Source organism: Acinetobacter genomosp. 15BJ (genome assembly GCF_000400715.1).
GTDB lineage: Bacteria > Pseudomonadota > Gammaproteobacteria > Pseudomonadales > Moraxellaceae > Acinetobacter.
This window is the reverse complement of sequence record NZ_KE007345.1, coordinates 519,414-540,558: the sequence shown is the minus strand read 5'-3', so window position 1 is coordinate 540,558 and position 21,145 is coordinate 519,414. Positions and strand designations below refer to the sequence as shown.

Annotated in this window: 16 protein-coding genes; 10 read left to right on the top strand and 6 right to left on the bottom strand. The window is 44.9% G+C overall.

Annotation, left to right across the window (positions count from 1 at the left end):
- Positions 1-177 precede the first annotated feature (177 nt).
- From ilvD to F896_RS16755, 3 genes are all read left to right on the top strand, one after another.
- Complete coding sequence (gene ilvD / locus F896_RS16745) at positions 178-2,007, top strand: dihydroxy-acid dehydratase (protein ID WP_032882001.1); 1,830 nt, start codon at positions 178-180, stop codon at positions 2,005-2,007.
- A gap of 143 nt (positions 2,008-2,150) precedes the next feature.
- Complete coding sequence (locus tag F896_RS16750; RefSeq protein ID WP_016162521.1) at positions 2,151-3,440, top strand: hypothetical protein; 1,290 nt, start codon at positions 2,151-2,153, stop codon at positions 3,438-3,440.
- Positions 3,441-3,521: 81 nt separating this feature from the next.
- Positions 3,522-4,253: a sulfite exporter TauE/SafE family protein gene (locus tag F896_RS16755; protein ID WP_016162520.1), complete on the top strand. Its 732-nt coding sequence runs from the start codon at positions 3,522-3,524 to the stop codon at positions 4,251-4,253.
- A 12-nt stretch (positions 4,254-4,265) separates the two neighbouring features.
- On the opposite strand, the gene F896_RS16760 is transcribed toward F896_RS16755, so the two are convergent.
- Positions 4,266-5,156, bottom strand: a complete 891-nt coding sequence (locus F896_RS16760) for a LysR family transcriptional regulator (protein WP_016162519.1) — start codon at positions 5,154-5,156, stop codon at positions 4,266-4,268.
- A gap of 106 nt (positions 5,157-5,262) precedes the next feature.
- On the bottom strand, positions 5,263-6,165 hold the full coding sequence (locus tag F896_RS16765; protein WP_016162518.1) for a LysR family transcriptional regulator: 903 nt from the start codon (positions 6,163-6,165) through the stop codon (positions 5,263-5,265).
- 123 nt (positions 6,166-6,288) lie between these two features.
- Here F896_RS16765 and F896_RS16770 point away from each other — a divergent pair, with 123 nt between their 5' ends.
- Positions 6,289-7,035, top strand: a complete 747-nt coding sequence (locus tag F896_RS16770) for an SDR family oxidoreductase (RefSeq protein ID WP_016162517.1) — start codon at positions 6,289-6,291, stop codon at positions 7,033-7,035.
- A gap of 53 nt (positions 7,036-7,088) precedes the next feature.
- On the opposite strand, the gene F896_RS16775 is transcribed toward F896_RS16770, so the two are convergent.
- The 3 genes from F896_RS16775 to F896_RS16785 all read right to left on the bottom strand — a co-directional run bounded on the left by F896_RS16775 (position 7,089) and on the right by F896_RS16785 (position 12,084).
- Positions 7,089-8,384, bottom strand: a complete 1,296-nt coding sequence (locus F896_RS16775; RefSeq protein ID WP_004803411.1) for a solute carrier family 23 protein — start codon at positions 8,382-8,384, stop codon at positions 7,089-7,091.
- A 310-nt stretch (positions 8,385-8,694) separates the two neighbouring features.
- The gene (gene ppc, locus F896_RS16780; RefSeq protein WP_016162516.1) at positions 8,695-11,376 is read right to left on the bottom strand and encodes a phosphoenolpyruvate carboxylase; all 2,682 of its coding nucleotides are present in this window, start codon (positions 11,374-11,376) and stop codon (positions 8,695-8,697) included.
- An 84-nt stretch (positions 11,377-11,460) separates the two neighbouring features.
- Positions 11,461-12,084, bottom strand: a complete 624-nt coding sequence (locus F896_RS16785; protein WP_016162515.1) for a TetR/AcrR family transcriptional regulator — start codon at positions 12,082-12,084, stop codon at positions 11,461-11,463.
- Between the two features lie 151 nt (positions 12,085-12,235).
- Here F896_RS16785 and F896_RS16790 point away from each other — a divergent pair, with 151 nt between their 5' ends.
- The 6 genes from F896_RS16790 (at position 12,236) to F896_RS16815 (ending at position 19,918) form a co-directional block, all read left to right on the top strand.
- Positions 12,236-13,336, top strand: coding sequence for an efflux RND transporter periplasmic adaptor subunit (locus F896_RS16790; protein ID WP_016162514.1), 1,101 nt, complete (start codon positions 12,236-12,238; stop codon positions 13,334-13,336).
- A 2-nt stretch (positions 13,337-13,338) separates the two neighbouring features.
- The gene (locus F896_RS16795) at positions 13,339-16,467 is read left to right on the top strand and encodes an efflux RND transporter permease subunit (RefSeq protein ID WP_016162513.1); all 3,129 of its coding nucleotides are present in this window, start codon (positions 13,339-13,341) and stop codon (positions 16,465-16,467) included.
- 132 nt (positions 16,468-16,599) lie between these two features.
- Positions 16,600-16,977 carry a hypothetical protein gene (locus F896_RS16800; protein WP_016162512.1) on the top strand — a complete coding sequence of 126 codons (378 nt, stop codon included), beginning with the start codon at positions 16,600-16,602 and terminating at the stop codon, positions 16,975-16,977.
- 144 nt (positions 16,978-17,121) lie between these two features.
- A complete protein-coding gene (gene dnaJ, locus F896_RS16805; RefSeq protein ID WP_004803417.1) occupies positions 17,122-18,234 on the top strand; it encodes a molecular chaperone DnaJ in 1,113 nt (370 codons plus the stop codon).
- Between the two features lie 115 nt (positions 18,235-18,349).
- Positions 18,350-19,171, top strand: coding sequence for a 4-hydroxy-tetrahydrodipicolinate reductase (gene dapB, locus F896_RS16810; protein WP_016162511.1), 822 nt, complete (start codon positions 18,350-18,352; stop codon positions 19,169-19,171).
- Positions 19,172-19,267: 96 nt separating this feature from the next.
- On the top strand, positions 19,268-19,918 hold the full coding sequence (locus tag F896_RS16815) for an START domain-containing protein (protein ID WP_016162510.1): 651 nt from the start codon (positions 19,268-19,270) through the stop codon (positions 19,916-19,918).
- Between the two features lie 39 nt (positions 19,919-19,957).
- Here F896_RS16815 and F896_RS16820 read toward each other — a convergent pair whose 3' ends face one another.
- Entirely contained in the window at positions 19,958-21,145 is a 1,188-nt protein-coding gene (locus tag F896_RS16820) for an MFS transporter (RefSeq protein ID WP_016162509.1), read from the bottom strand.

Genomic DNA, 21,145 nt, shown 5'->3' with positions numbered 1-21,145 from the left:
TAAGCGAAAAAGCGACGAGTCCCTAATTCACCGCCTGAATTGCTTTTGTGCAAAAAAAGATAGGCCTGTTGGTCATCTGTTAAACGATAACTTGTAGTATGATGCAGAGAGCTCAGTATCATTTCGCCAGAGAGAATGTTCTATTCTTCTCGAGCACACACTTGTTGGGAATACAAAATGCCTGATTATCGTTCGAAAACATCAACACATGGAAGAAATATGGCTGGCGCGCGTGGTTTATGGCGTGCGACCGGTATGAAAGATGAAGATTTTGGCAAACCAATTATTGCGGTGGTCAACTCATTTACCCAATTTGTTCCAGGTCACGTGCATCTTAAAGATTTAGGTCAACTTGTTGCGAGAGAAATTGAAGCTTCTGGTGGTGTGGCAAAAGAATTTAATACCATTGCGGTTGATGACGGGATTGCGATGGGCCATGACGGGATGCTGTATTCACTGCCATCACGTGATTTGATTGCCGATTCTGTGGAATACATGGTCAATGCCCATTGTGCCGATGCAATGGTGTGTATCTCAAACTGTGACAAGATCACACCGGGAATGCTGATGGCTGCAATGCGCTTGAACATCCCAGTGGTGTTCGTGTCTGGCGGGCCAATGGAAGCGGGTAAAGTTAAATTCCGCGGTGATGAAAAGGCAATCGACCTCGTAGATGCCATGGTAGTTGCTGCAGACGAAAGCTATACCGATGAAGAAGTAGCCGCATTTGAACGCTCAGCATGTCCGACTTGTGGTTCGTGTTCAGGGATGTTCACGGCTAACTCAATGAATTGTTTAACCGAAGCTTTAGGTTTGTCTTTACCGGGTAACGGTTCAATCGTGGCAACCCATGCCAATCGCGAAAAACTGTTCTTAAGAGCAGGCCGTTTAGTGGTTGAATTGGCGAAACGCTACTATGAACAGAATGATGACAGTATCTTGCCACGTTCGATTGCAACCAAAGCAGCATTTGAAAATGCCATGACCTTGGATATTGCAATGGGTGGTTCAACCAATACGGTATTGCATTTACTTGCTGCTGCACATGAAGCAGAAGTCGATTTTACTATGGATGATATCGACCGCCTGTCTCGTCAAGTACCGGTATTGTCAAAAGTTGCACCTGCAAAACAAGACGTGCATATGGAAGATGTACACCGTGCAGGTGGCATCATGGCAATCTTGGGTGAACTTGATCGTGCGAATTTACTCAATACTTCATGCCCAACCGTGCATGAGCCTACGCTGAAAGATGCCTTGGACAAGTGGGATATTATCCGCACTGAAGATGCGGACGTGTATGAATTCTATCGCTCGTCTCCGGGTGGTATCCCAACCCAAGTGGCATTCTCGCAGAACCGTTATTACTCAACCTTAGATGGTGACCGTGAGAAAGGCGTGATTCGTAATGCTGAACATGCGTTCTCTCAAGATGGTGGTTTGGCAGTCCTTTACGGCAACATCGCTCTAGATGGCTGTATCGTTAAAACCGCAGGTGTGGATGAGTCAATTCTTAAATTTACCGGTACAGCACGCGTTTTTGAAAGCCAAGACGCCGCGGTTGAAGCGATTCTGGATCATAAAATCGTAGCGGGTGATATCGTGGTGATTCGCTATGAAGGCCCACGTGGTGGACCAGGGATGCAGGAAATGTTGTACCCAACCAGTTACTTGAAGTCGAAAGGCTTAGGTAAGGACTGTGCTTTGATTACCGATGGTCGCTTCTCGGGTGGTTCGTCAGGTTTGTCGATTGGTCACGTGTCTCCTGAAGCAGCTGAGGGCGGTGCAATTGGTCTGGTTGAAGATGGTGATACCATTGAAATCGATATTCCGAATCGTACTATTCATTTGAATGTTGATGATGCAACCATGGCGCATCGCCGTACCGTTCAGGAAGCCAAGGGTTGGCATCCAGCAGAAGAGCGTAAACGTAAAGTGTCTAAGTCATTGAAGATTTACGCAATGCATTCGACCAGCGCAGCCAAAGGCGCAGTACGAGTTTTGTAATCCCTTTCGGTCCCTCTTTCAATTAAGGGGGACTTTTTTGTTATTTTATAAGATACTGAACAGACTTATTGACTCACTTGTTCCAACCCAAGTTTGAGTATATCGATTCATATTTCACTTTATGACCATTAGAGGCTATCGACATGTCTTTGTTACGTCGTTGGTTTGATCCCATACGATCGAGTTGGTATTATCAGAAACCTTCTCGTCAGGCGGAGTTACCCACGGAACAGGGTTTAAGTATTTACCTGCGTCTAGACGATGTTTATAGCTATCTTGCGGTGCAACAACTTGGCCAGCTCAATGAAATCCTGAGTGATGAACTCAAGCCGTTAAAGGTGATTATTTCGAGGCAAGATGCTGAACCTCCAAATGAGATGTCGAAGCAAGACTGGCAAACCTATTGTTTAAATGATGCCAAAATTCTCGCCAAGCAACATCGATTTGGTTTTGATGACACCCCAGAAATCCCTAGCGCAGAAGCACTACAACAAGCTGAAACCATTCTTCGAAACACCCCCTTACGTGAACAGAACTTCTTACATTTACTGGAAGATGTGTTCCATATGCTGTGGCAACAACAATACGGCAAATTACGTACCCTGTATGCCATGGCCAGTCGGCACCAAAGCCCCCAAGATTATCCTGAACGCATTTTTAAAGATGTGCCCGTTGCTGCCAGTTATTTCGAATTTGGTGAGCGGAAATATCAAGCGGTCGATGATTTATTGCGTTTGACTCGCCGTCTGAAACAACAAAAACTGCTGACTGGAAATCCAATTTTCCTGATTAATCATATCGAATGGCGCGAGCATTTGATTAATGATGGTGAGGCGCTGAATGAAGTGCAAGCCATGCATCCCGAACTGGATCTATATATCGCGCTTGAAGATCCAATGAGCTGGTTATTATTGGCCTATATTAAAGAAGAACTGGCCAATTATTATAATATTCAGTTGAAAGTCTATCCGCTGAGTTATCACGGGCGGGATTGGTTTGACTGGAGTTTGGCAACCCGTGTTTCCAAGCGAACACAAGTGGCATTTACGCCGTTCTGCCGTCCGACCAAGGAAGCGACGTATGAGATGGCACGACTGTTTTATAGTGTCCCAGAGGAACAGCAAGTCGATTGCATCCACCAGATTTTTGAAGGGGTCTGGACACGGGGGAAAGACCTCTCATTTAAAGCCCATTTTCAGCGCATGCAAAAACGTTTAGAGATCGAGCATATCACTGAACAGGATGTCGAAGCTTTACTGCAGCAGAACGATGAACTGTGTCAGCAAAAGCATCAGCCTGATTTTCCAGTGTTAGAATTGCGGATTGACGGGCAAAGTTATGTCTTTAACAGCCTGTATCGGGTCTGGATGATTGAAAGCATTATCAGCAATGTGTTGGAAGATAAATATAGAACCGCCTCAAGCTCTGCCTGAGGCCCGCTCCCAAAAATAAGAATAGGGCAAACTTGGCTTTTTTTCGTAGCATAACTCCGATGCAACATCGGAGATTCGGGCGTGACTTTTTTAGCAATTATTGTGATGGTATTTGTCTTTGCGGGCATGATTAAAGGCATGATCGGCTTAGGCTTACCTGCGGTCTCAATGGGACTGCTGACGATTGCCATGAGTCCATTTCAGGCTGCATCCCTGCTGATTGTTCCGTCCATGATCACCAATATCTGGCAGCTGTTTGCTGAGGGGCGGGTCTGGACTTTTGTACGCCGCTTCTGGTCTTTGTTGGTTGGGATTGTGGTTGGATCGATCTGGAGTTTTTTACCCACTTTAAGCCAAAGCCATGGGCAAAGTAGTGAAATTCTATTGGGTACGATGCTGATACTGTACGGGCTTTATGGTTTATGCGTTAAGAATCTGCCTCACTTGAGCAAGTATGAGCGTTGGCTCTCACCTGTGGTCGGTTATATCGGTGGGGCGGTGACCGTAGCAACAGGGGTGATCATTATTCCTATAGTGCCTTATTTACAGTCTTTGCATTTAAAACGGGATGAGCTGGTTCAGGCTTTGGGCTTGACCTTTACTGTGTCCACCATTTGCCTCGCCGTATTTTTACAGCATAACCCAATGGCTGGCATCACCTTGGATTATCGCCTATCGATAGTGGCCTTGGTCGCGGCTTTAATTGGCATGTGGTTGGGCAAAAAAATCCGCTATCAATTGAATGAGCAACGCTTCCGCCGCCTATTTTTTATGGGGTTAGTTGCATTAGGTGCTTATATGCTATCGCATTAATTTGGGTCTGAACTAAGGACGATGCTGCAATAAAAAATCTGCAAACTGTTGATAAGTCTCGGGGAGTTGGCTGAAATCCTGCGTTGCCAACAGCAGTTTCCGATTGGCCCAAGCGCCCAGCAGTTGTACCGTGTGGAAATGATAATCTGGTTCTAAACGCTGTGCAGCGCGGGCAGGCATAATCGCGATGCCAACACCTTTCGCTACCACTTCAGCAATCGCAGCAAAATTGGGCAAACGCAAACGGTATTGGATATTAAAGCCTAGTAGCTTGGCTTGAGTTTCGATGGATTGCTGCAAAGAATGGTGCGGCATCAACCCAATAAAACCATAGTTTAAGGCCTCGACCAAATTCAATTGTGTGTATTGAGCAAGGGCATGCGAGGCTGGGCAAATCAGCACTAAGGGATCACTGGCAAACTCTTGGGTCTGCAAAGGGCGAATATCAAAGAAACTGGAAACCAAGCCGAGCTTGGCCATACCTTTGCCGAGAGCCGCAATAATCTCTGAACTTTCAGCTTCATGCAGATCGATATTGATGTCAGGATGACGCATCAGATATTGCGGTAACAGCGGTGGCAGATATTCACTTTGTGCAGAGGAGTTGCACCACAGGGTTATGGATTCGGGCTGTTGCTGCCGAAAGCGTTGCATCTCTTGTTCAAGTTGGTCTTTTTGTCGGAGCAAACGTCGCGCATGTTCGGCTAAGGCATGGCCTGCACTGGTGAGCTCAACGCCTGTGGTCTGTCGAATAAACAGAGGTGTATCGAAATATTGCTCAAGTTTTTTGATGCGCTCACTGGCTGCTTGCAAGGAAATTGCAGAACGTTCTGCCCCTTTGGTCAGACTGCCTGTAGTGACGATATGCAGAAATAGGTGTAAATCAAAAAAATCAAAACGCATGATGGCAACGTATTGAAATATAAAAAGCCATCATACTAAACATCGCTTAAATAAAGATAGTGGACTTAATTGCAGCAAAAACTGTTTTTGATGAGCAGCGAAACGTTTAAGCCTGATCCAAAGGATGATCTTTAAACAACTGCACGATCCATTCAATAAATACCCTTTGTCGAGGCGAAACCCGTGTTTTTGAGGGATAAAGCAAAGAAACGGGTAAAGACGGAACAGCATATTGGGTTAACACAGGGCACAGCTGACCATTTTCGATTTGCTTTAAATGACCATAACGTGGCACCTGAATAATACCAAAGCCTTGTTCTGCCGCAGCAGAGTAGGTGTGCGCCCCATTGACCTGAATTCGGGAAGTTAGGTCATAAAACTCAAGCTGATGATTGATGATGAATTCTAAGGGAAGCGCTTTTTGTCGTGCGCTGGAGTAAAAACCCACCATAAAATGCTGTTTTAAATCGCTAAGTGCGTTGGGTGTGCCATATTTTCTGAGGTATTCAGGACTTGCAAGGGTGACTTGCGGGATCTGCCCCAAGGGTCTGACTACCAGTTCACTATTATTTAAATGACCAATCCGAATCACACAGTCTATGCCTTCTTTAATCAGATCAACATAGCGATCACTTTCAGTCAGTTGTAATTGAATTTGTGGATATTCACCGAGAAACTGATGTAGTTTGGGCAGAATAAAATGCGCAGCAAAGATACCGTGAACTTCGACCTTTAACGTGCCTTGCGGTTTGGCATGTAAAAAATCATGATCTGATTCATCAATATAAGCCAGAATATATTTACAGCGCTTATAATACAGATGGCCTTCGTCGGTTAGATTGACCTGTCGTGTGGTTCGAAACAGTAAGCGGGTATTCAGCTGCGTTTCTAATTGTTTAATCGCATCTGTCAGGGTTGAGCGCGGTAAATTCAGAATCTGTGCTGCTTTGGTAAAACTTCGCTGCTCAACCACATGTACGAATGCCGACATTGCATTTAACTTGTCCATAGGCTTGATTCTTTTGTTCGGCCTACCCGTATAAAGAAGCCGAAATTTGATAGATTATCTTGTTCTCAGTGAACAGTATCATAGATCGTATTCCGTGATAAGTTGACTTGAATGAGGTTGAAAATGAATACGCCAACAAATGATAAAAAAGTGATTTTGATTACAGGAGCATCCCGAGGCATTGGTGCTTTTACCGCTGCTTTATTGGCACAACAAGGCCATCAAATCGTGATTAATTATGCACGTAATGATTTAGAAGCGAATCAGCTCGTTGAAAAAATTACAGCTGCAGGCGGGACCGCAAGCGCATTTAAAGCAGATATCAGCCAGTCGCATCAGGTTGAGCAGCTATTTGAATATGTCATCCAAAGCTATGGACGAGTGGACGTTCTGATTAATAATGCGGGCATTATGTGCTTTCAAAAAATTGAAGCTTTAGATGATGAAACCATTGAAAAGGTCTTAGCGATTAATTTAAAAGGTAGCTTATATAGCATGCGAGAGGCGGCGAAACGACTGGAGCAGGGTGGAAAAATTATCAATCTGTCCAGTAGCGTGATCGGTATGAAGCTGGAAGGGTATGGTATTTATACTGCGTCTAAAGCAGCCATCGAAGCTTTGACGGCTATTCTTGCCAAAGAATTAAGAGGCAAAAATATTACCGTTAATGCAATTGCACCTGGGCCAACAGCAACGGAGCTATTTTTTGAGGGCAAGAGTGAGGCATTGATTGAACAGTTGGCCAAAGCAGCCCCTTTAGAGCGTTTAGGTACTGTGGAAGATATTGCTGCGGTGCTTGATTTTGCCGTGAGTGATGCCAGTAACTGGATCAATGCACAGGTGATTAGAGCCAATGGTGGCATTATCTAGTAGAGGTATCATTCGCAAAATAAAAAAAGGCAGCTTACGCTGCCTTCAAGGGTTTAGTTTTTATCTTTTAAACTGAATAACAGGTTCAGGAAAATCGCAGCAAAAGTTGCTGTTCCAATGCCACCTAAATTAAAGCTACCAAATAACAATTCAAAGTTGCCTGCACCTAAAATAATGGTGACTGAGGCAATGATCAGGTTTTTATTGTTTGAGAAATCGACTTTGTTTTCGATCCAGATTTTTGCACCAGCAATGGTAATCAAGCCAAACACCACAATCGAAGCACCCGTCAGGACTGCGGTTGGAATGGTGCTGATCACTGCACCAAACTTAGGTGAAAGGCCCAAGAAAATTGCAAACACACCTGCGATTACAAACACAATGGTGGAATACACACGGGTAACGGCCATCACACCAATGTTCTCACCATAAGTGGTCATACCTGGTGCACCAACACTGCCCGATAAGGTAGTGGCTAAACCGTCGGCAACAAAAGCTTTGCCCAATTGCGGGGTCAGGTTTTCACCTGTCATTGCCCCCACGGCTTTGATATGACCTAAGTTCTCTGCCACTAAGATGAGGGCCACAGGGGCAATGATCAGAATCGCATTTAAATCAAAAGTTGGATGTGAAAAGCTTGGAATACCAAACCATGGCGCTGCGGCGATTTGGGAGAAATCAATCGGTTTGCCATAGCCTAAAACGTTGGTGGCAATCGCATACAATGCATAGGCGATCAATAGACCAACGAGCAGTAATAAGCGTTGTAATAAGCCTTTGGTAAAGACGGCAATGATGCCCATACTCAGTACAGTGATGAGCGCCATCCACATCTCAAACGGTTGACCGGCAACCCCTTTGATGGTGACAGGTGCTAGGTTGAGACCAATGATCATCACGATCGCACCAGTTACCACAGGGGGCATCAGTTTTTCAATCCAGCGCGTACCCGTCAGCATCACCGCAAAACCGATCAAGGCATAAAAAATACCACAGGCGACGATCCCGCCAAGTGCAACCGAAAGGTTAGGATTAGCCCCAGAGCCGGTGATATGTCCTGTTGCCGCAGCAACCACACCGATAAAGGCAAAACTTGAACCTAAATAGCTCGGTACGCGCCCACCTGTGATCAGGAAGAAAATGATGGTACAAATCCCTGACATTAAAATGGCAAGGTTTGGGCTAAACCCCATTAATAAAGGTGCAAGAACTGTTGCACCAAACATTGCAAATGCGTGTTGAACCCCGAGTACCGCACTTTGTAAGGGCGGTAAATATTCATTTGTCGCAACAGGTCGATGATCGATCTTCCCCTGATACGGTTGCCATTTTGGAAACCAACTTGACATAAATTAGACTCATTATGTGATATCAGCGCGTATGATACCCTGTCTTAAAACGAGCTTTCACCTATAAGCCATGGAGAATATTGCCAGAACAGGCATTGTGAGTTTATGTTTTTACCTTTTGGTAAAATTTGTTTCAAAATAAGCTAGCGGTTTTATTATTTATTTTCGTGTTGATGGTTTGAAAAGTTAACTCTCTTATTTTTAAAATATTTTTTGAATTTTTTCTCTTTTTAAAATTTAGATGGCATATTTTGCCAGTCTTGCCATCAATAGGCAGAGTTCCTATTGATGGCAAAGCCGAGTTTAGTGCTTAACCTGTATTACGCAGACCCGCAGCAATTCCTGCAATACTGACCATCAAGGCGTGATCGACAGGGCTGTGTTCGGTTTGATGTTCCGACAGATACAGGCGACGACGTTTCATCAATTCGGCCTGTAATAAATGTAGCGGCAGTAAATACGGTTTACGTACCTGCATGGATTGATCTAAAACCTCATTATTGCTGAGCAGTTTAGATTCACCCTTTAAGCTTAGCAGGGTATCCACTGCATTTTGCAGACGTTGACGTAATTCCACACCGAGTAATTTTAAGTCCTGATCTTGAGTCAGATGTGACTCATAATACAGGGCAATATCGGCATCAGATTTAGACAATACCATTTCTAGCATATCAATCAGGGTCTGGAAATAAGGCCATTGTTCCAACATCTCGTTCAAGGTGTTTTTATGCTGCTCATGCACCTGATTAATCGCCGTACCTGTACCCAACCAAGCCGGCAGCATCAAACGGATCTGTGTCCATGCAAACACCCAAGGAATGGCACGCAGTGATTCAATACCGCCACTGACTTTACGTTTGGCTGGGCGTGAACCCAATGGCAACATTTGTAATTCTAGTTCTGGTGTAACAGTACGTAGGTAGCTGACAAAGTTTGGATTTTCGCGCACAGTTTGACGATAGACTTTGACGGATAAATCAGTCATTTGATTCATCAGATCACGCCACTGTTTTTTCGGTTCAGGCGGTGGCAACAAGGTCGCTTCTAAAGTTGCAGCGGTATAGATTTCCAGATTTTGCAGCGCAATACCTTCTAGACCGAATTTGAAGCGAATCATCTCACCTTGTTCAGTGACGCGGATCGCACCTGAAATAGAACCTGGTGGCTGTGAAAACAGAGCCTGTTGCGTTGGTGCACCACCGCGGCTGATTGAACCACCACGACCATGGAACAAGGTCAATTGCACACCATGCTGTTTGGCAATTGCAGTCAATTCCTCTTGAGCACGATATTGTGCCCAGTTGGCGGACATAAAGCCCGCATCTTTGGCTGAGTCTGAGTAGCCAATCATCACCTCATGTTTGCCCTGAATATGCTGTTTATACCAATGCATATTGAACAAGGTATTCATGGTTTTGGCTGCGCCATCCAGATCCTTTAAGGTTTCAAATAAAGGCACGACACGTAGCGGATGTTGAATCCCAGCTTCTTTTTGCAGCAATAAAACCGCGAGTACATCACTTGGATATTCTGCCATCGAAATAATATAGGCGCCCAGACTCTCGGTCGGCTGTTCCGCCAAGGTACGCATAGTGGCAAACACTTCAAGTACGTCTGGATGCTGAATCAGGCTACCTTCTGGCTCATTGAAGAACTTCGGTAATAATGGGCGTTTGCTTTGTAACTCTTGGATCAGGAAGTTTTGACGGGCTTGTTCAGTCCACGATTCAAAATTGCCTAGACCTAAATATTCAGTAATGGCTGAAATGGCCTGACGGTGACGGCCTGATTCTTGACGAATATCCAGTTTGAGCAATTCAATGCCGAAACAGTTGACCCGATAAATGAAATCCAGCAATTGTCCATTGGCGATTTCGGCTAAGTTACTGTCAATCAATGAGCGATAGCAGAGGAGTAGAGGCGCTAATAGTTCATCTTTATCTTTGATGATATTGCTGTCATCGGCTTCAGCACCTTGTAAGCGTTGCCCCAACCAATAGCGGGTGGCTTTTAAACGTTCACGGGTGTCACGCAGGTATTCACGATACGGTTCAGGGTGTTCATAGCCCAATGCTTGAGTCAGTTCCTCAGAACAACTTTGAATTGACAGTTCCCAACGCAGATTTTCAATATCACGCAAATACAAATCAGCAGCTTGCCAACGTGATAGCCACAGCACTTCTTGGGTGACTTGATGGGTGACATTCGGGTTACCATCGCGGTCACCGCCCATCCATGAGGCAAAACGAATCGGTGCGATGCTCAAAGGCAAGGCATGTTCACAATGCTGCTGCGTCAGTTCATTCAGTTCACGTATGAATTTGGGTACTGCATTCCAGAGCGACTGCTCAATGGTCGCAAAGCCCCATTTGGCCTCATCGACAGGGGTTGGGCGATGTTGACGAATCTCATCGGTTTGCCATGCTGAGCTGACCAATTGCTTCAGGGTAGCAATGGTTTGCTGACGTTCTCTAGGTGTCAGTTTTTGTTGATCTAGCTGTGAGAGGCAGTCGGTAATATCATCATATTTTTGAATTAGGGTGCGACGGCTGACCTCGGTTGGGTGTGCTGTCAGTACCAGTTCAATTTTTAAATCACAGATCTGTTGGAACAATTGCTGTGCATTGATCTGTTGAGTTTTGAATTTTTCGAATAAATGGGGCAGCGGGTTTGGGCTTGGGGCTTGTTCATCAAACTCGGCCTGACGACGGCTACGCACCACATGATATTGTTCAGCAATATTGGCGAAGTTAAGAAAATGGGAGAATGCGCGAGTCAGCGGCAAAATCTCTTCATCTTTTAAACCGAGAAACAATTGTTCGAGCTGTTTTTCGGCTTCGATCTGGCCGTCACGTGCGCCTTTGGCTAATGCGCGAATTTGCTCAATCTGATTAAACAAATCTTGCCCAGCATGTTGCTTTAAGGTCTCTCCGAGTAAATTGCCGAGTAAGCGGACATCTTCACGTAATGGAGCAGTGATTTGCTGAATCATTCTAATTCTCCTGTTGTTCTCACTCGACTATAGCGCGATTGAGAGACATTCCAAGAGCAGAACGTAAAAAAATGTGAATATTCTCTAATTTATTGGTTGATATTTAAGCATAAAAATTTCGATGGCATGTTCAATCATCTGATTGATTTCAGTTGCGGTTGGCACAGGGGCTAGACCAAGTAAAACCTGCTGATGACGGATACCCAACATCAGCGAGATGATCAGCTCCGTTTGCTTGAGCGGTTCATCTGCGCGAATAAATTTAAAGGTGATGGCCTGTTCAAAGAAATCACACCAGACATTGCACATTCGAGTATGCGAGGCATCAAAAAACTGTTGGGTTAAGGGGCTTTGTTCCGCTGCCAATTCAAACAGCAGGCAATCTAATTTCAGCGCTTCAGGCAGATAAATAATACTTAATGCACGTTGACACATGAGCACCAACGCCTGTTTAAAATCAGCATCTGCGGTCAGTTCAATCTGTTTGGTTCGAATCGATTCTTCACAGCTTTCTTCAATCGCACAGATAAACAGATTGCCCTTATCTTGGAAGTGGTTATAGACCGTGAGTTTGGTCACACCAGCTTCTTTGGCAATCTGATTCATATTGGTGGCGTGATAGCCCATTTTTAAAAATATAGATTTTGCAGCCTGTAAAATCTTGGCTCTTTTTTCTAAATCTTTAGGGCGACCACTGTTGATTTGCACGTTATCGTTCTCTTTTAATTAATTTAAAAATCAAAATTCTAGCTTTAATTTTTAATTAGTGTACTCATGGGTATATTAATTAAAAAATAAACAATCTATGATAATGCTCATATCACGCCTTAAAAATCAATTTGAATAAGAGCGCAAAGAGATGAATCAGATCAATCGTATCATATTGGGGTTACTCATTGTCAGTAGTGTACTCCTCAGCGCATGTCAAAAAGAGGTGCCGAAGACTGAGGAAATTCCCTATGTCATGGTGACGCAACCGAGCAGTAATCATGTCGATCAAAAAAGCTATGCGGGGGATGTGCAAGCGAGACAGCAAACTGCTTTGGCCTTCCGCGTCGGGGGACAGATTACCGAACGTTATGTTGATGTCGGTGATCGGGTCAAAGTGGGACAAGTGCTGGCAAAATTAGATGTCAAAGATGCGCAGTTGCAGATGAATGCAGCCAAGGCCCAATTAGATAGCGCGCAGGCAGCTGCAAAGATTGCTGCTGAAGAATATCAGCGTTATCAGCAACTTTTACCGGTCAATGCGGTCAGCCGTTCGCAGTTTGATGCAGTGAAGAATCAATATGAATCTGCACAAGCCAGTTTGCAGCAGGCACGTTCTAATTATGAAGTGTCATCCAATCAAACCGGCTATAACCAGTTAGTTTCCAATAAAAATGGCGTGATTACCCAACGTCAAATCGAGATTGGACAGGTGATTGCAGCAGGGCAAGCCGTTTATCAGTTGGCGATTGATGGTGAACGTGAAGTGGTGTTTGGTGTGCCAGAACAGGCGGTCAGTACCATCAAGGTTGGGCAACCGGTATGGGTCACTTTATGGTCGCAACCAGATGCGCGTTTTGCAGCCAAAGTCCGCGAGGTTTCACCCGCTGCCGATCAATCTCGAACCTTTACGGTGAAAGTTTCTTTACTTGAAGGGCAGTCGACGATTCAACTCGGGCAGAGTGCACGAGTATTCTTTGTCGCAAATGAAAATAACGTGTTGAGTGTACCGCTATCCAGTGTGACCGCCAATGATCAACAAGCGTATGTTTGGGTGGTGAATGCCAATCAAAGCATACGCAAAGTACCTGTTACTTTAGGCACTTATGGTCGAGATAGTGTGCCTGTTGTGTCAGGTTTAAAAGCAACGGATTGGGTTGTGGTCGGTGGTGTACATTTACTGCGGGACCAGCAAAAGATTCATCCTGTCGATCGTGATAATCGTGAAGTCACTGTAAAAGCGGGAGGTTAAACATGAAATTTAACCTTTCAGAATGGGCACTCAAGAATAAGGGGATTATCCTTTATTTTATGCTGTTGCTCGGCATCGTCGGGATTATTTCCTATTCCAAACTGTCACAGAGTGAAGATCCACCCTTTACCTTTAAAGTCATGGTCGTACAGACTTATTGGCCGGGAGCAACCGCCAAAGAAGTCTCGACGCTGGTCACTGATCGCATTGAAAAAGAATTAATGACCACAGGTCAATATGACCGCATCATGGCCTATTCACGGCCGGGTGAGTCTTTGGTGACCTTTGTCGCGAAAGACAGTTTGCCATCCAGTGCCATTCCTGATGTTTGGTATAACGTGCGCAAGAAGGTCAACGACATTCGTTCGCAGTTGCCGAGCGGTGTACAAGGACCCTTTTTCAATGATGAGTTTGGCGATACTTTCGGCAACATCTATGTGCTGACAGGTAAAGACTTTGATTATGCGGTGATGAAGGAATATGCCGACCGTTTGCAATTACAATTGCAGCGGGTCAAAGATGTTAATAAGGTCAATCTGGTGGGTCTGCAAGATCAAAAAATCTGGATTGAATTATCAAATACCAAAGCGGTACAACTGGGTGTACCAGTCACCGCCATTCAGGAAGCCATTCAAAAACAAAATGACATGGCCGGTGCGGGGTTCTTTGAAACAGGTACAGACCGTATTCAAATCCGAGTCAGTGGGCATTTGCATAGTGTCGAAGACCTGAAAAAAATGCCGTTGTTGGTCGGTGATAAAACCATTCAACTGGGTGATGTGGCTGAGGTCTATCGAGGCTTTAGTGAACCTGCTCAGCCACGTATGCGTTTTATGGGTGAAAATGGTATTGGTATTTCGGTTTCGATGCGTAAAGGTGGCGACATCATTGCGCTGGGTAAAAACCTTGAAACCGAGTTCAATCGCCTACAAAAAAGCTTACCTTTGGGTATGAAACTGCAAAAAGTCTCTGATCAGCCTGTTGCGGTACAACGCAGTATCCAAGAGTTCTTAAAAGTCTTGGCCGAAGCTGTGATCATCGTATTATTGGTGAGCTTCTTCTCGCTGGGTTTCCGTACTGGTTTGGTGGTGGCGCTGTCTATTCCACTGGTATTGGCAATGACTTTTGCAGGCATGAATCTATTTGATGTGGGACTGCATAAGATTTCCTTAGGTGCATTGATTCTGGCCTTAGGGTTGCTGGTTGATGATGCGATTATCGCCGTTGAAATGATGGCGATTAAAATGGAGCAGGGCTATAGCAGACTCAAAGCGGCTGGTTTTGCGTGGCAAACCACAGCCTTTCCGATGTTGACGGGAACTTTGATTACCGCAGCAGGCTTTTTGCCGATTGCAACAGCTCAATCGGGGACAGGTGAATACACCCGTTCTATTTTCCAAGTGGTGACCATTGCGCTGATTGTGTCATGGATTGCAGCAGTTTTATTTGTGCCTTATTTAGGTGAAAAGCTATTACCCGATTTTACTAAACAGAATCAGCAGGCGGCATGGTATCTACGTTTATGGGCGCGACTGCGTAAGCAACCTGCACCTGTGGTAGAAGCACATGGTCAGCATCATGACCCTTATCAATCCAAGTTTTATCAAGCCTTCGGTCGTGTGGTGGAAATCTGTATTACCTATCGCAAAACCGTGATTGCGGTGACCGTAGGCATCTTTGTGTTGTCGGTGGCCATGTTTAAACTGGTGCCGCAACAATTCTTCCCGCCATCGAATCGTGCAGAAATTCTGGTGGATTTAAAACTTGAAGAAGGGGCATCACTGACCGCAACTGAACAGGCGGTACACAAGGTGGAGCAGTTCCTGTCCAAGCAAAAGGGCATTGATAACTATGTGGCCTATGTGGGAACAGGTTCACCACGTTTCTACTTACCGCTAGACCAACAATTACCGCAAGCCAGTTTTGCCCAATTCGTTGTGTTGGCTTCCTCCCTTGATGATCGTGATGAAATCCGTCGCTCTTTAGACAAGCAGATTAAGCAGTTATTGCCTCAAGTACGGACAAGGGTATCGTTATTGGAAAATGGTCCACCTGTGGGTTATCCATTGCAGTATCGTGTATCGGGTGAGGACCTCGGCACAGTACGTCAATGGGCGCAAAAAGTTGCCAAAGTCTTAAGTGAAGATCCAAATACCACCAATGTGCATTTGGATTGGGGTGAACCGAGTAAAATCATTGCGATCGAAATTGACCAAGATCGCGCACGTCAGATGGGCGTTTCCAGTGTGGATTTAGCCAATTTCCTCAATGCTTCGGTGACGGGTGCGGTCATGAATCAATATCGCGAAAAACGTGAATTGATTGAAATTCGGTTACGTGGTGATAAATCAGAACGTGTTGAAGTCGCATCTTTAGCAAGTTTGGCGGTGCCGACCAGTAAAGGGACAACAGTTCCGTTAGCGCAAATTGCCAATATTGAATCGCGCTTCGAAGAAGGTTTGATTTGGCACCGTAATCGCCTGCCAACCATTACGGTACGTGCCGATATCCGCACGCACTTACAACCTGCAACTGTGGTGCAACAGTTGGCTGATCAGATGCAGAGCTTACGAGCAGATCTACCAAGTGGTTACCTGCTTGAAGTGGGGGGGACGGTTGAGGAGTCGGCTAAGGGGCAAAATTCAGTGAATGCAGGTATGCCATTGTTCTTGGCTGTGGTGATGACCTTATTGATGATCCAGCTTCGTAGCATGTCACGGGCAACCATTGTGTTACTGACAGCACCATTGGGTTTGATTGGTGTCGTTGCGTTCCTACTGTTATTCAATAAACCCTTCGGTTTTGTGGCGATGCTTGGCACCATTGCCCTGTCAGGGATGATTATGCGTAACTCACTGATTCTGATTGATCAGATTGAGCAAGATATTGATGCGGGGCATACACCATGGGATGCGGTGATTGGTGCAACCATGCGTCGTTTCCGTCCAATTGTGTTGACGGCACTGGCAGCGGTGCTGGCGATGATCCCTTTATCACGCAGTATTTTCTTTGGTCCGATGGCTGTTGCAATTATGGGGGGGCTGATTGTTGCCACCTTATTAACCTTATTTTTCCTACCTGCACTGTATGCGGCATGGTTTAAGGTTAAGAAAACAACACAACTATCGTAATTATTTTGTGAATAAAGGTGCGAAAGATTGAAAATTTCAATATAGTAGCACCTATATTTTAAGACCAAAAAATAATTGAATTTCATAGCATGACAAATTTTGCATAATGCTGTGAATGAGGTGATAGAGAGCATGGGGCAAGACGGTATTGAGCAGCATCGCCGCTATGTGGCGATTTCTTATGTGTTCATGTTTCTTGCATTATTTACGATAGTGTTTGCTGTATTTGCGTACCTATTAGCACGAAAAGTTGCGATTGTGGATAATGCCGAAGTATGGATACATGCGCATGCACTCTGGATTATGCGTAATGTGATGTTGTTTTTACTGATGGCTTTCTTTGCAGCGCTATGGTTTATTCCATTGTTCTTTTTCGCTTGGGATAGCGCACTCTGGGTAACGGCAATGACGGTCGCAGGTGTGGTATTTAGTTCAATTGCATGGTTATTTTTATTGAATGCTTGGCTGAAAGGTATTGCGAAGTACTTCAAGAATAAAGCTGTTTTCTAAAATTATCGCTTTTTTATTGCAATAGACCTTGTAAATTTATCGTACAGTCCCTATTAAGGCTCTGTTGACTTTTTATTTTGAAAGTCGGCAGAGCCTATTTGTTTTTTTAGATTTAAATAAATTCCGTGAGGAGCATCGCCAACCATGGCTAAACGTGATTATTATGAGGTTTTAGGCGTTTCGAAAACCGCAAGTGATGATGAGATCAAAAAAGCCTATCGTAAGTTGGCGATGAAGTATCATCCAGACCGTAACCCTGACAACGCTGAAGCAGAAGAAAAGTTCAAAGAAGCTGCGGAAGCATATGAAGTCCTTTCTGATGAAGAAAAGCGCAGCATGTATGATCGTGCTGGACATAGTGCTTTTGAAGGTGGCTTCGGTGGTGCAGGTGGCGGTTTCGGCGGCTTTAGTGCAGAAGATATTTTTAGTCAGTTTGGCGATATCTTTGGTGGTGCGTTTGGTGGCGGTGGCCGTCAACAACGTCAACGCCGTGGTTCAGACCTTCGTTATGTCATGGAACTCACACTTGAAGAAGCTGTAAAAGGCGTGAAAAAAACCATTACCTTTACTGCCCCAGCGCCATGTGAAACGTGTGATGGAAAAGGATCAAAAAATCCAAACGATGTAGAAACTTGTCGTACCTGCCATGGTGCAGGTCAAGTGCGCATGCAACAAGGGTTCTTCTCCGTTCAGCAGACCTGTAGTACTTGCCGTGGTCAAGGTAAAATCATTAAAAATCCATGTAATAGCTGTCATGGTTCAGGTGTTGCAGATCGTCAACAAACCCTTGAAGTTACCATCCCAGCGGGTGTGGACAATGGTGATCGCGTACGCTTAACTGGTAAAGGTGAAGCCATCCGTGATGGTCAAGCTGGCGATTTATACGTTGAAGTCGTGGTTCGTGAACACGAAATTTTCCAACGTGATGGCGCAGATCTTTATATGGATGTACCTGTTAGCATTGCAGATGCAGCTTTAGGTAAAGAAATTGAAATCCCGACCCTTGATGGTCGTGTCAGCTTAAAAATTCCAGAAGGTACACAAACAGGTAAATTGTTCCGCTTGCGTGCTAAGGGCGTTCGCCCTGTACGTAGCAGCATGGTGGGTGATTTACTCTGCCGTATTGTGGTTGAAACGCCTGTGAATCTAAACAGTCGTCAGCGTGAATTATTGAAAGAATTACAAGCGTCTTTTGATGGTGATGGACATGCTGCCTCTCCAAAGAAAAAATCATTCTTTGATCGTCTATTTGACTAATTAGACATCAATAAAAAAACCTGCTGCGGCAGGTTTTTTTATTGGAAATTTTTAGCGCAGCCACAGAGTTTTGCTATAGTAGCTGAATTGTTTAAATAAAAGACTGGGAAAAATTATGTCATCTTCTCCACGCATTGGAATCTTGGGTGCAGGCGGACGCATGGGGCGTATTCTGATTCAAGCGGTACAACAAGCAGGCTATCAACTGGCAGCGGCTGTTGAACGTCCTGAAAGCAGCTTGGTGGGTGCTGATGCAGGGGAACTTGCAGGCATTGGCAACATCGGTGTCAAGATTGTGGGAAGTTTGAGTGATGTATTAAAAGACTGTGATGTGGTGATTGATTTTACTGCGCCGGTTGCAACTGAACAGCACTTAAAGTTATGCCGTGAAGCGGGTGTGGCAATGGTGATTGGAACCACTGGAATGTCAGATGAGCAAAAGGCATTCCTTGATGAAACAGCAACCCAGACTCCTGTGGTGTACGCTGCCAATTATTCAGTTGGGGTAAACGTTTCGATCAAATTATTGGAACTGGCGGCAAAGGTGTTTGGCGATACAGTGGATATCGAAATCATTGAAGCGCATCACCGCCATAAAGTGGATGCACCATCAGGTACTGCTTTTATGATGGGTGAGGCGATTGCCGATACGTTGGGTCGTAACTTGAAAGAAGTGGCAGTTTATGGACGTGAAGGTTATACCGGTCCTCGTGATCGTCAGACCATTGGTTTTGAAACCATTCGTGGTGGCGATATCGTCGGTGAACATACGGTGATGTTTATTGGTGAAGGTGAGCGTGTGGAAGTAACACACAAAGCCACCAACCGTATGAACTTCGCTTCAGGTGCAGTCCGTGCAGCGGCGTGGGTGGTTGGCCGTGAAGCGCGTAAATATGATATGAAAGATGTTTTAGGCTTTAACGAGATTGAAGTTTAAAACGTTCCTTTTTTGTACTATAAAAGAGCTTGTTGAGCTTTCTTTCCGAGAGGAGTGAAACAAGCTCTCGCCCTTATTACAACAATTGAGCATGACATGAATAAAAAACATATCGTTCTTGCCACATTGCTCAGTCTCAGCAGCTTTGCAGTGACTGCAGCAACAGATACAGCCAAACTCAGTTTGCATCGGAACAATATTAAGGTTTGGACGTACCAAACAGAAAACAATCCGATTATCCAATATAAAGCTGAAACCACATTTGACGTACCCTTAGAGCGCGCTGTAGCAGTAGTACTAGATGTAGAACGTACGCCGCAATGGGTGCCATATGTGGGCAAGGCACAAATGCTGTCACGTGATGATAAGAAAGGTGAATTCACCCTGTATATGGTTTTGGACTTCCCATTTCCTTTAAAAGACCGTGATGTGGTGATTAAAGGTAAAATGATTAAGAATTCGGATGGCAGCATTAGTATTAAAAACAATGCCATTCAGAATAATTACCCTGAGCAGCCTGATGTGGTGCGGTTAAGTAAATATGCCGGTGATTGGACGTTCCAGCGATTGGCAAATAACAAAGTTAAAGTGACAACCAGTGGCTATGCCGATCCAGCAGGCTCAATTCCATTGAGCTTTGTGAATATGTTTGTGCAGCAGCAACCTTATCAAATGCTGATGAAAATGAAAAAAGAAGTGAATAATCCTATATATGCACAACCGAAGTTACCAGATTTATTGAAATAATAAAAAAGCCTGATTTAAATCAGGCTTTTTTATTTGAGCTTAAGCTTGCGGACATTGTTGTAATGGTGCATCTGGCTTGCTTGCTAATTTCATTTGAATGAAAACCAAGATTAAACCAATACCTGCCAGTACTGCACCAATCATGGAGACTGCCGCATAGTTTAAGCCGAGGCTTAAGACGGCACCGCCTGCTGCAGCTCCAATGGCATTGCCTAAGTTAAATGCGCCAATATTCACTGAAGAAGCAAGGCCTGAGGCTTCATGTGCAACCGACATCACTCGCATTTGTAATGGCGGAACAATGGCAAAGGCTGCTGCACCCCAGATCACCAAACCGATTGCTGCGCCTAATTGGCTTTGAGCAAGGATTGGGAAGATGACCATCAACGCGATCAGTAGCACCAAGAAACCAATCAGGGTTTTATCAATAGATAAGTCTGCAAACTTTCCACCGAAATGGTTCCCGATAGAAAAACCAATTCCGATCAAGACCAGCATCATGGTGATAAAGGTTGGAGAGGCATGGGTGAACTCAACCAGACTTGGTGCGATATAGGTGTATAAGGTGAACATCGCTGAGGCACCAAACACGGTTGTGAGTAATGCCAATACCACGGGTAGGCGAGTAAGAACGCTTAACTCCATTTTTACATTTGGCTTTTGTCCAACAGATCCGACAGGAAGAGCTTTCCAAAGTGATAGCATGGTGATGACACCGAGGGCTGAAATCGCGAGGAAAGACATTCTCCAACCAATGTTTTGCCCCACCCATGTTGCGAGTGGTACACCACCAATATTGGCGATGGTTAAGCCCATAAACATGGTTGCCACCGCACTGGCCTGTTTATTTGCTGGAACAACACTGGCTGCCACCACAGAACCAATTCCGAAGAAGGCGCCGTGGTTTAAGCTGGTAATTAATCGGGCACCCATTAAGCTCATGTAATTGGGTGCAAAGGCTGCAATCAGATTACCAATGGTGAAGATTGCCATCAGTAGAATCAGGGCATTACGACGCGCAAAGCCACCAAACCATAAAGTCATGATTGGCGCACCGAGCATCACGCCCAATGCATAACCTGTAATCAACATGCCCGCACTTGGGATCGACACCCCAAGATCATTGGCAATATTGGGCAACAGCCCCATTGGAGAGAACTCTGTTGTCCCAATTGCAAATGCACCAATAGCCAGTGCCAGCAAAGGAAGGTTGATGCGGCTGCTCAT

Bases quoted from the DNA above. Each gene is read 5' to 3' on its own strand.
- F896_RS16750 (WP_016162521.1), top strand. From the start codon at position 2,151: ATGTCTTTGTTACGTCGTTGGTTTGATCCCATACGATCGAGTTGGTAT.
- F896_RS16790 (WP_016162514.1), top strand. From the start codon at position 12,236: ATGAATCAGATCAATCGTATCATATTGGGGTTACTCATTGTCAGTAGT.
- F896_RS16820 (WP_016162509.1), bottom strand. From the start codon at position 21,145: ATGAGCAGCCGCATCAACCTTCCTTTGCTGGCACTGGCTATTGGTGCA.
- F896_RS16765 (WP_016162518.1), bottom strand. From the start codon at position 6,165: ATGGACAAGTTAAATGCAATGTCGGCATTCGTACATGTGGTTGAGCAG.
- F896_RS16795 (WP_016162513.1), top strand. From the start codon at position 13,339: ATGAAATTTAACCTTTCAGAATGGGCACTCAAGAATAAGGGGATTATC.
- ppc (WP_016162516.1), bottom strand. From the start codon at position 11,376: ATGATTCAGCAAATCACTGCTCCATTACGTGAAGATGTCCGCTTACTC.
- F896_RS16800 (WP_016162512.1), top strand. From the start codon at position 16,600: ATGGGGCAAGACGGTATTGAGCAGCATCGCCGCTATGTGGCGATTTCT.
- F896_RS16815 (WP_016162510.1), top strand. From the start codon at position 19,268: ATGAATAAAAAACATATCGTTCTTGCCACATTGCTCAGTCTCAGCAGC.
- F896_RS16775 (WP_004803411.1), bottom strand. From the start codon at position 8,384: ATGTCAAGTTGGTTTCCAAAATGGCAACCGTATCAGGGGAAGATCGAT.
- ilvD (WP_032882001.1), top strand. From the start codon at position 178: ATGCCTGATTATCGTTCGAAAACATCAACACATGGAAGAAATATGGCT.
- dapB (WP_016162511.1), top strand. From the start codon at position 18,350: ATGTCATCTTCTCCACGCATTGGAATCTTGGGTGCAGGCGGACGCATG.
- dnaJ (WP_004803417.1), top strand. From the start codon at position 17,122: ATGGCTAAACGTGATTATTATGAGGTTTTAGGCGTTTCGAAAACCGCA.
- F896_RS16770 (WP_016162517.1), top strand. From the start codon at position 6,289: ATGAATACGCCAACAAATGATAAAAAAGTGATTTTGATTACAGGAGCA.
- F896_RS16760 (WP_016162519.1), bottom strand. From the start codon at position 5,156: ATGCGTTTTGATTTTTTTGATTTACACCTATTTCTGCATATCGTCACT.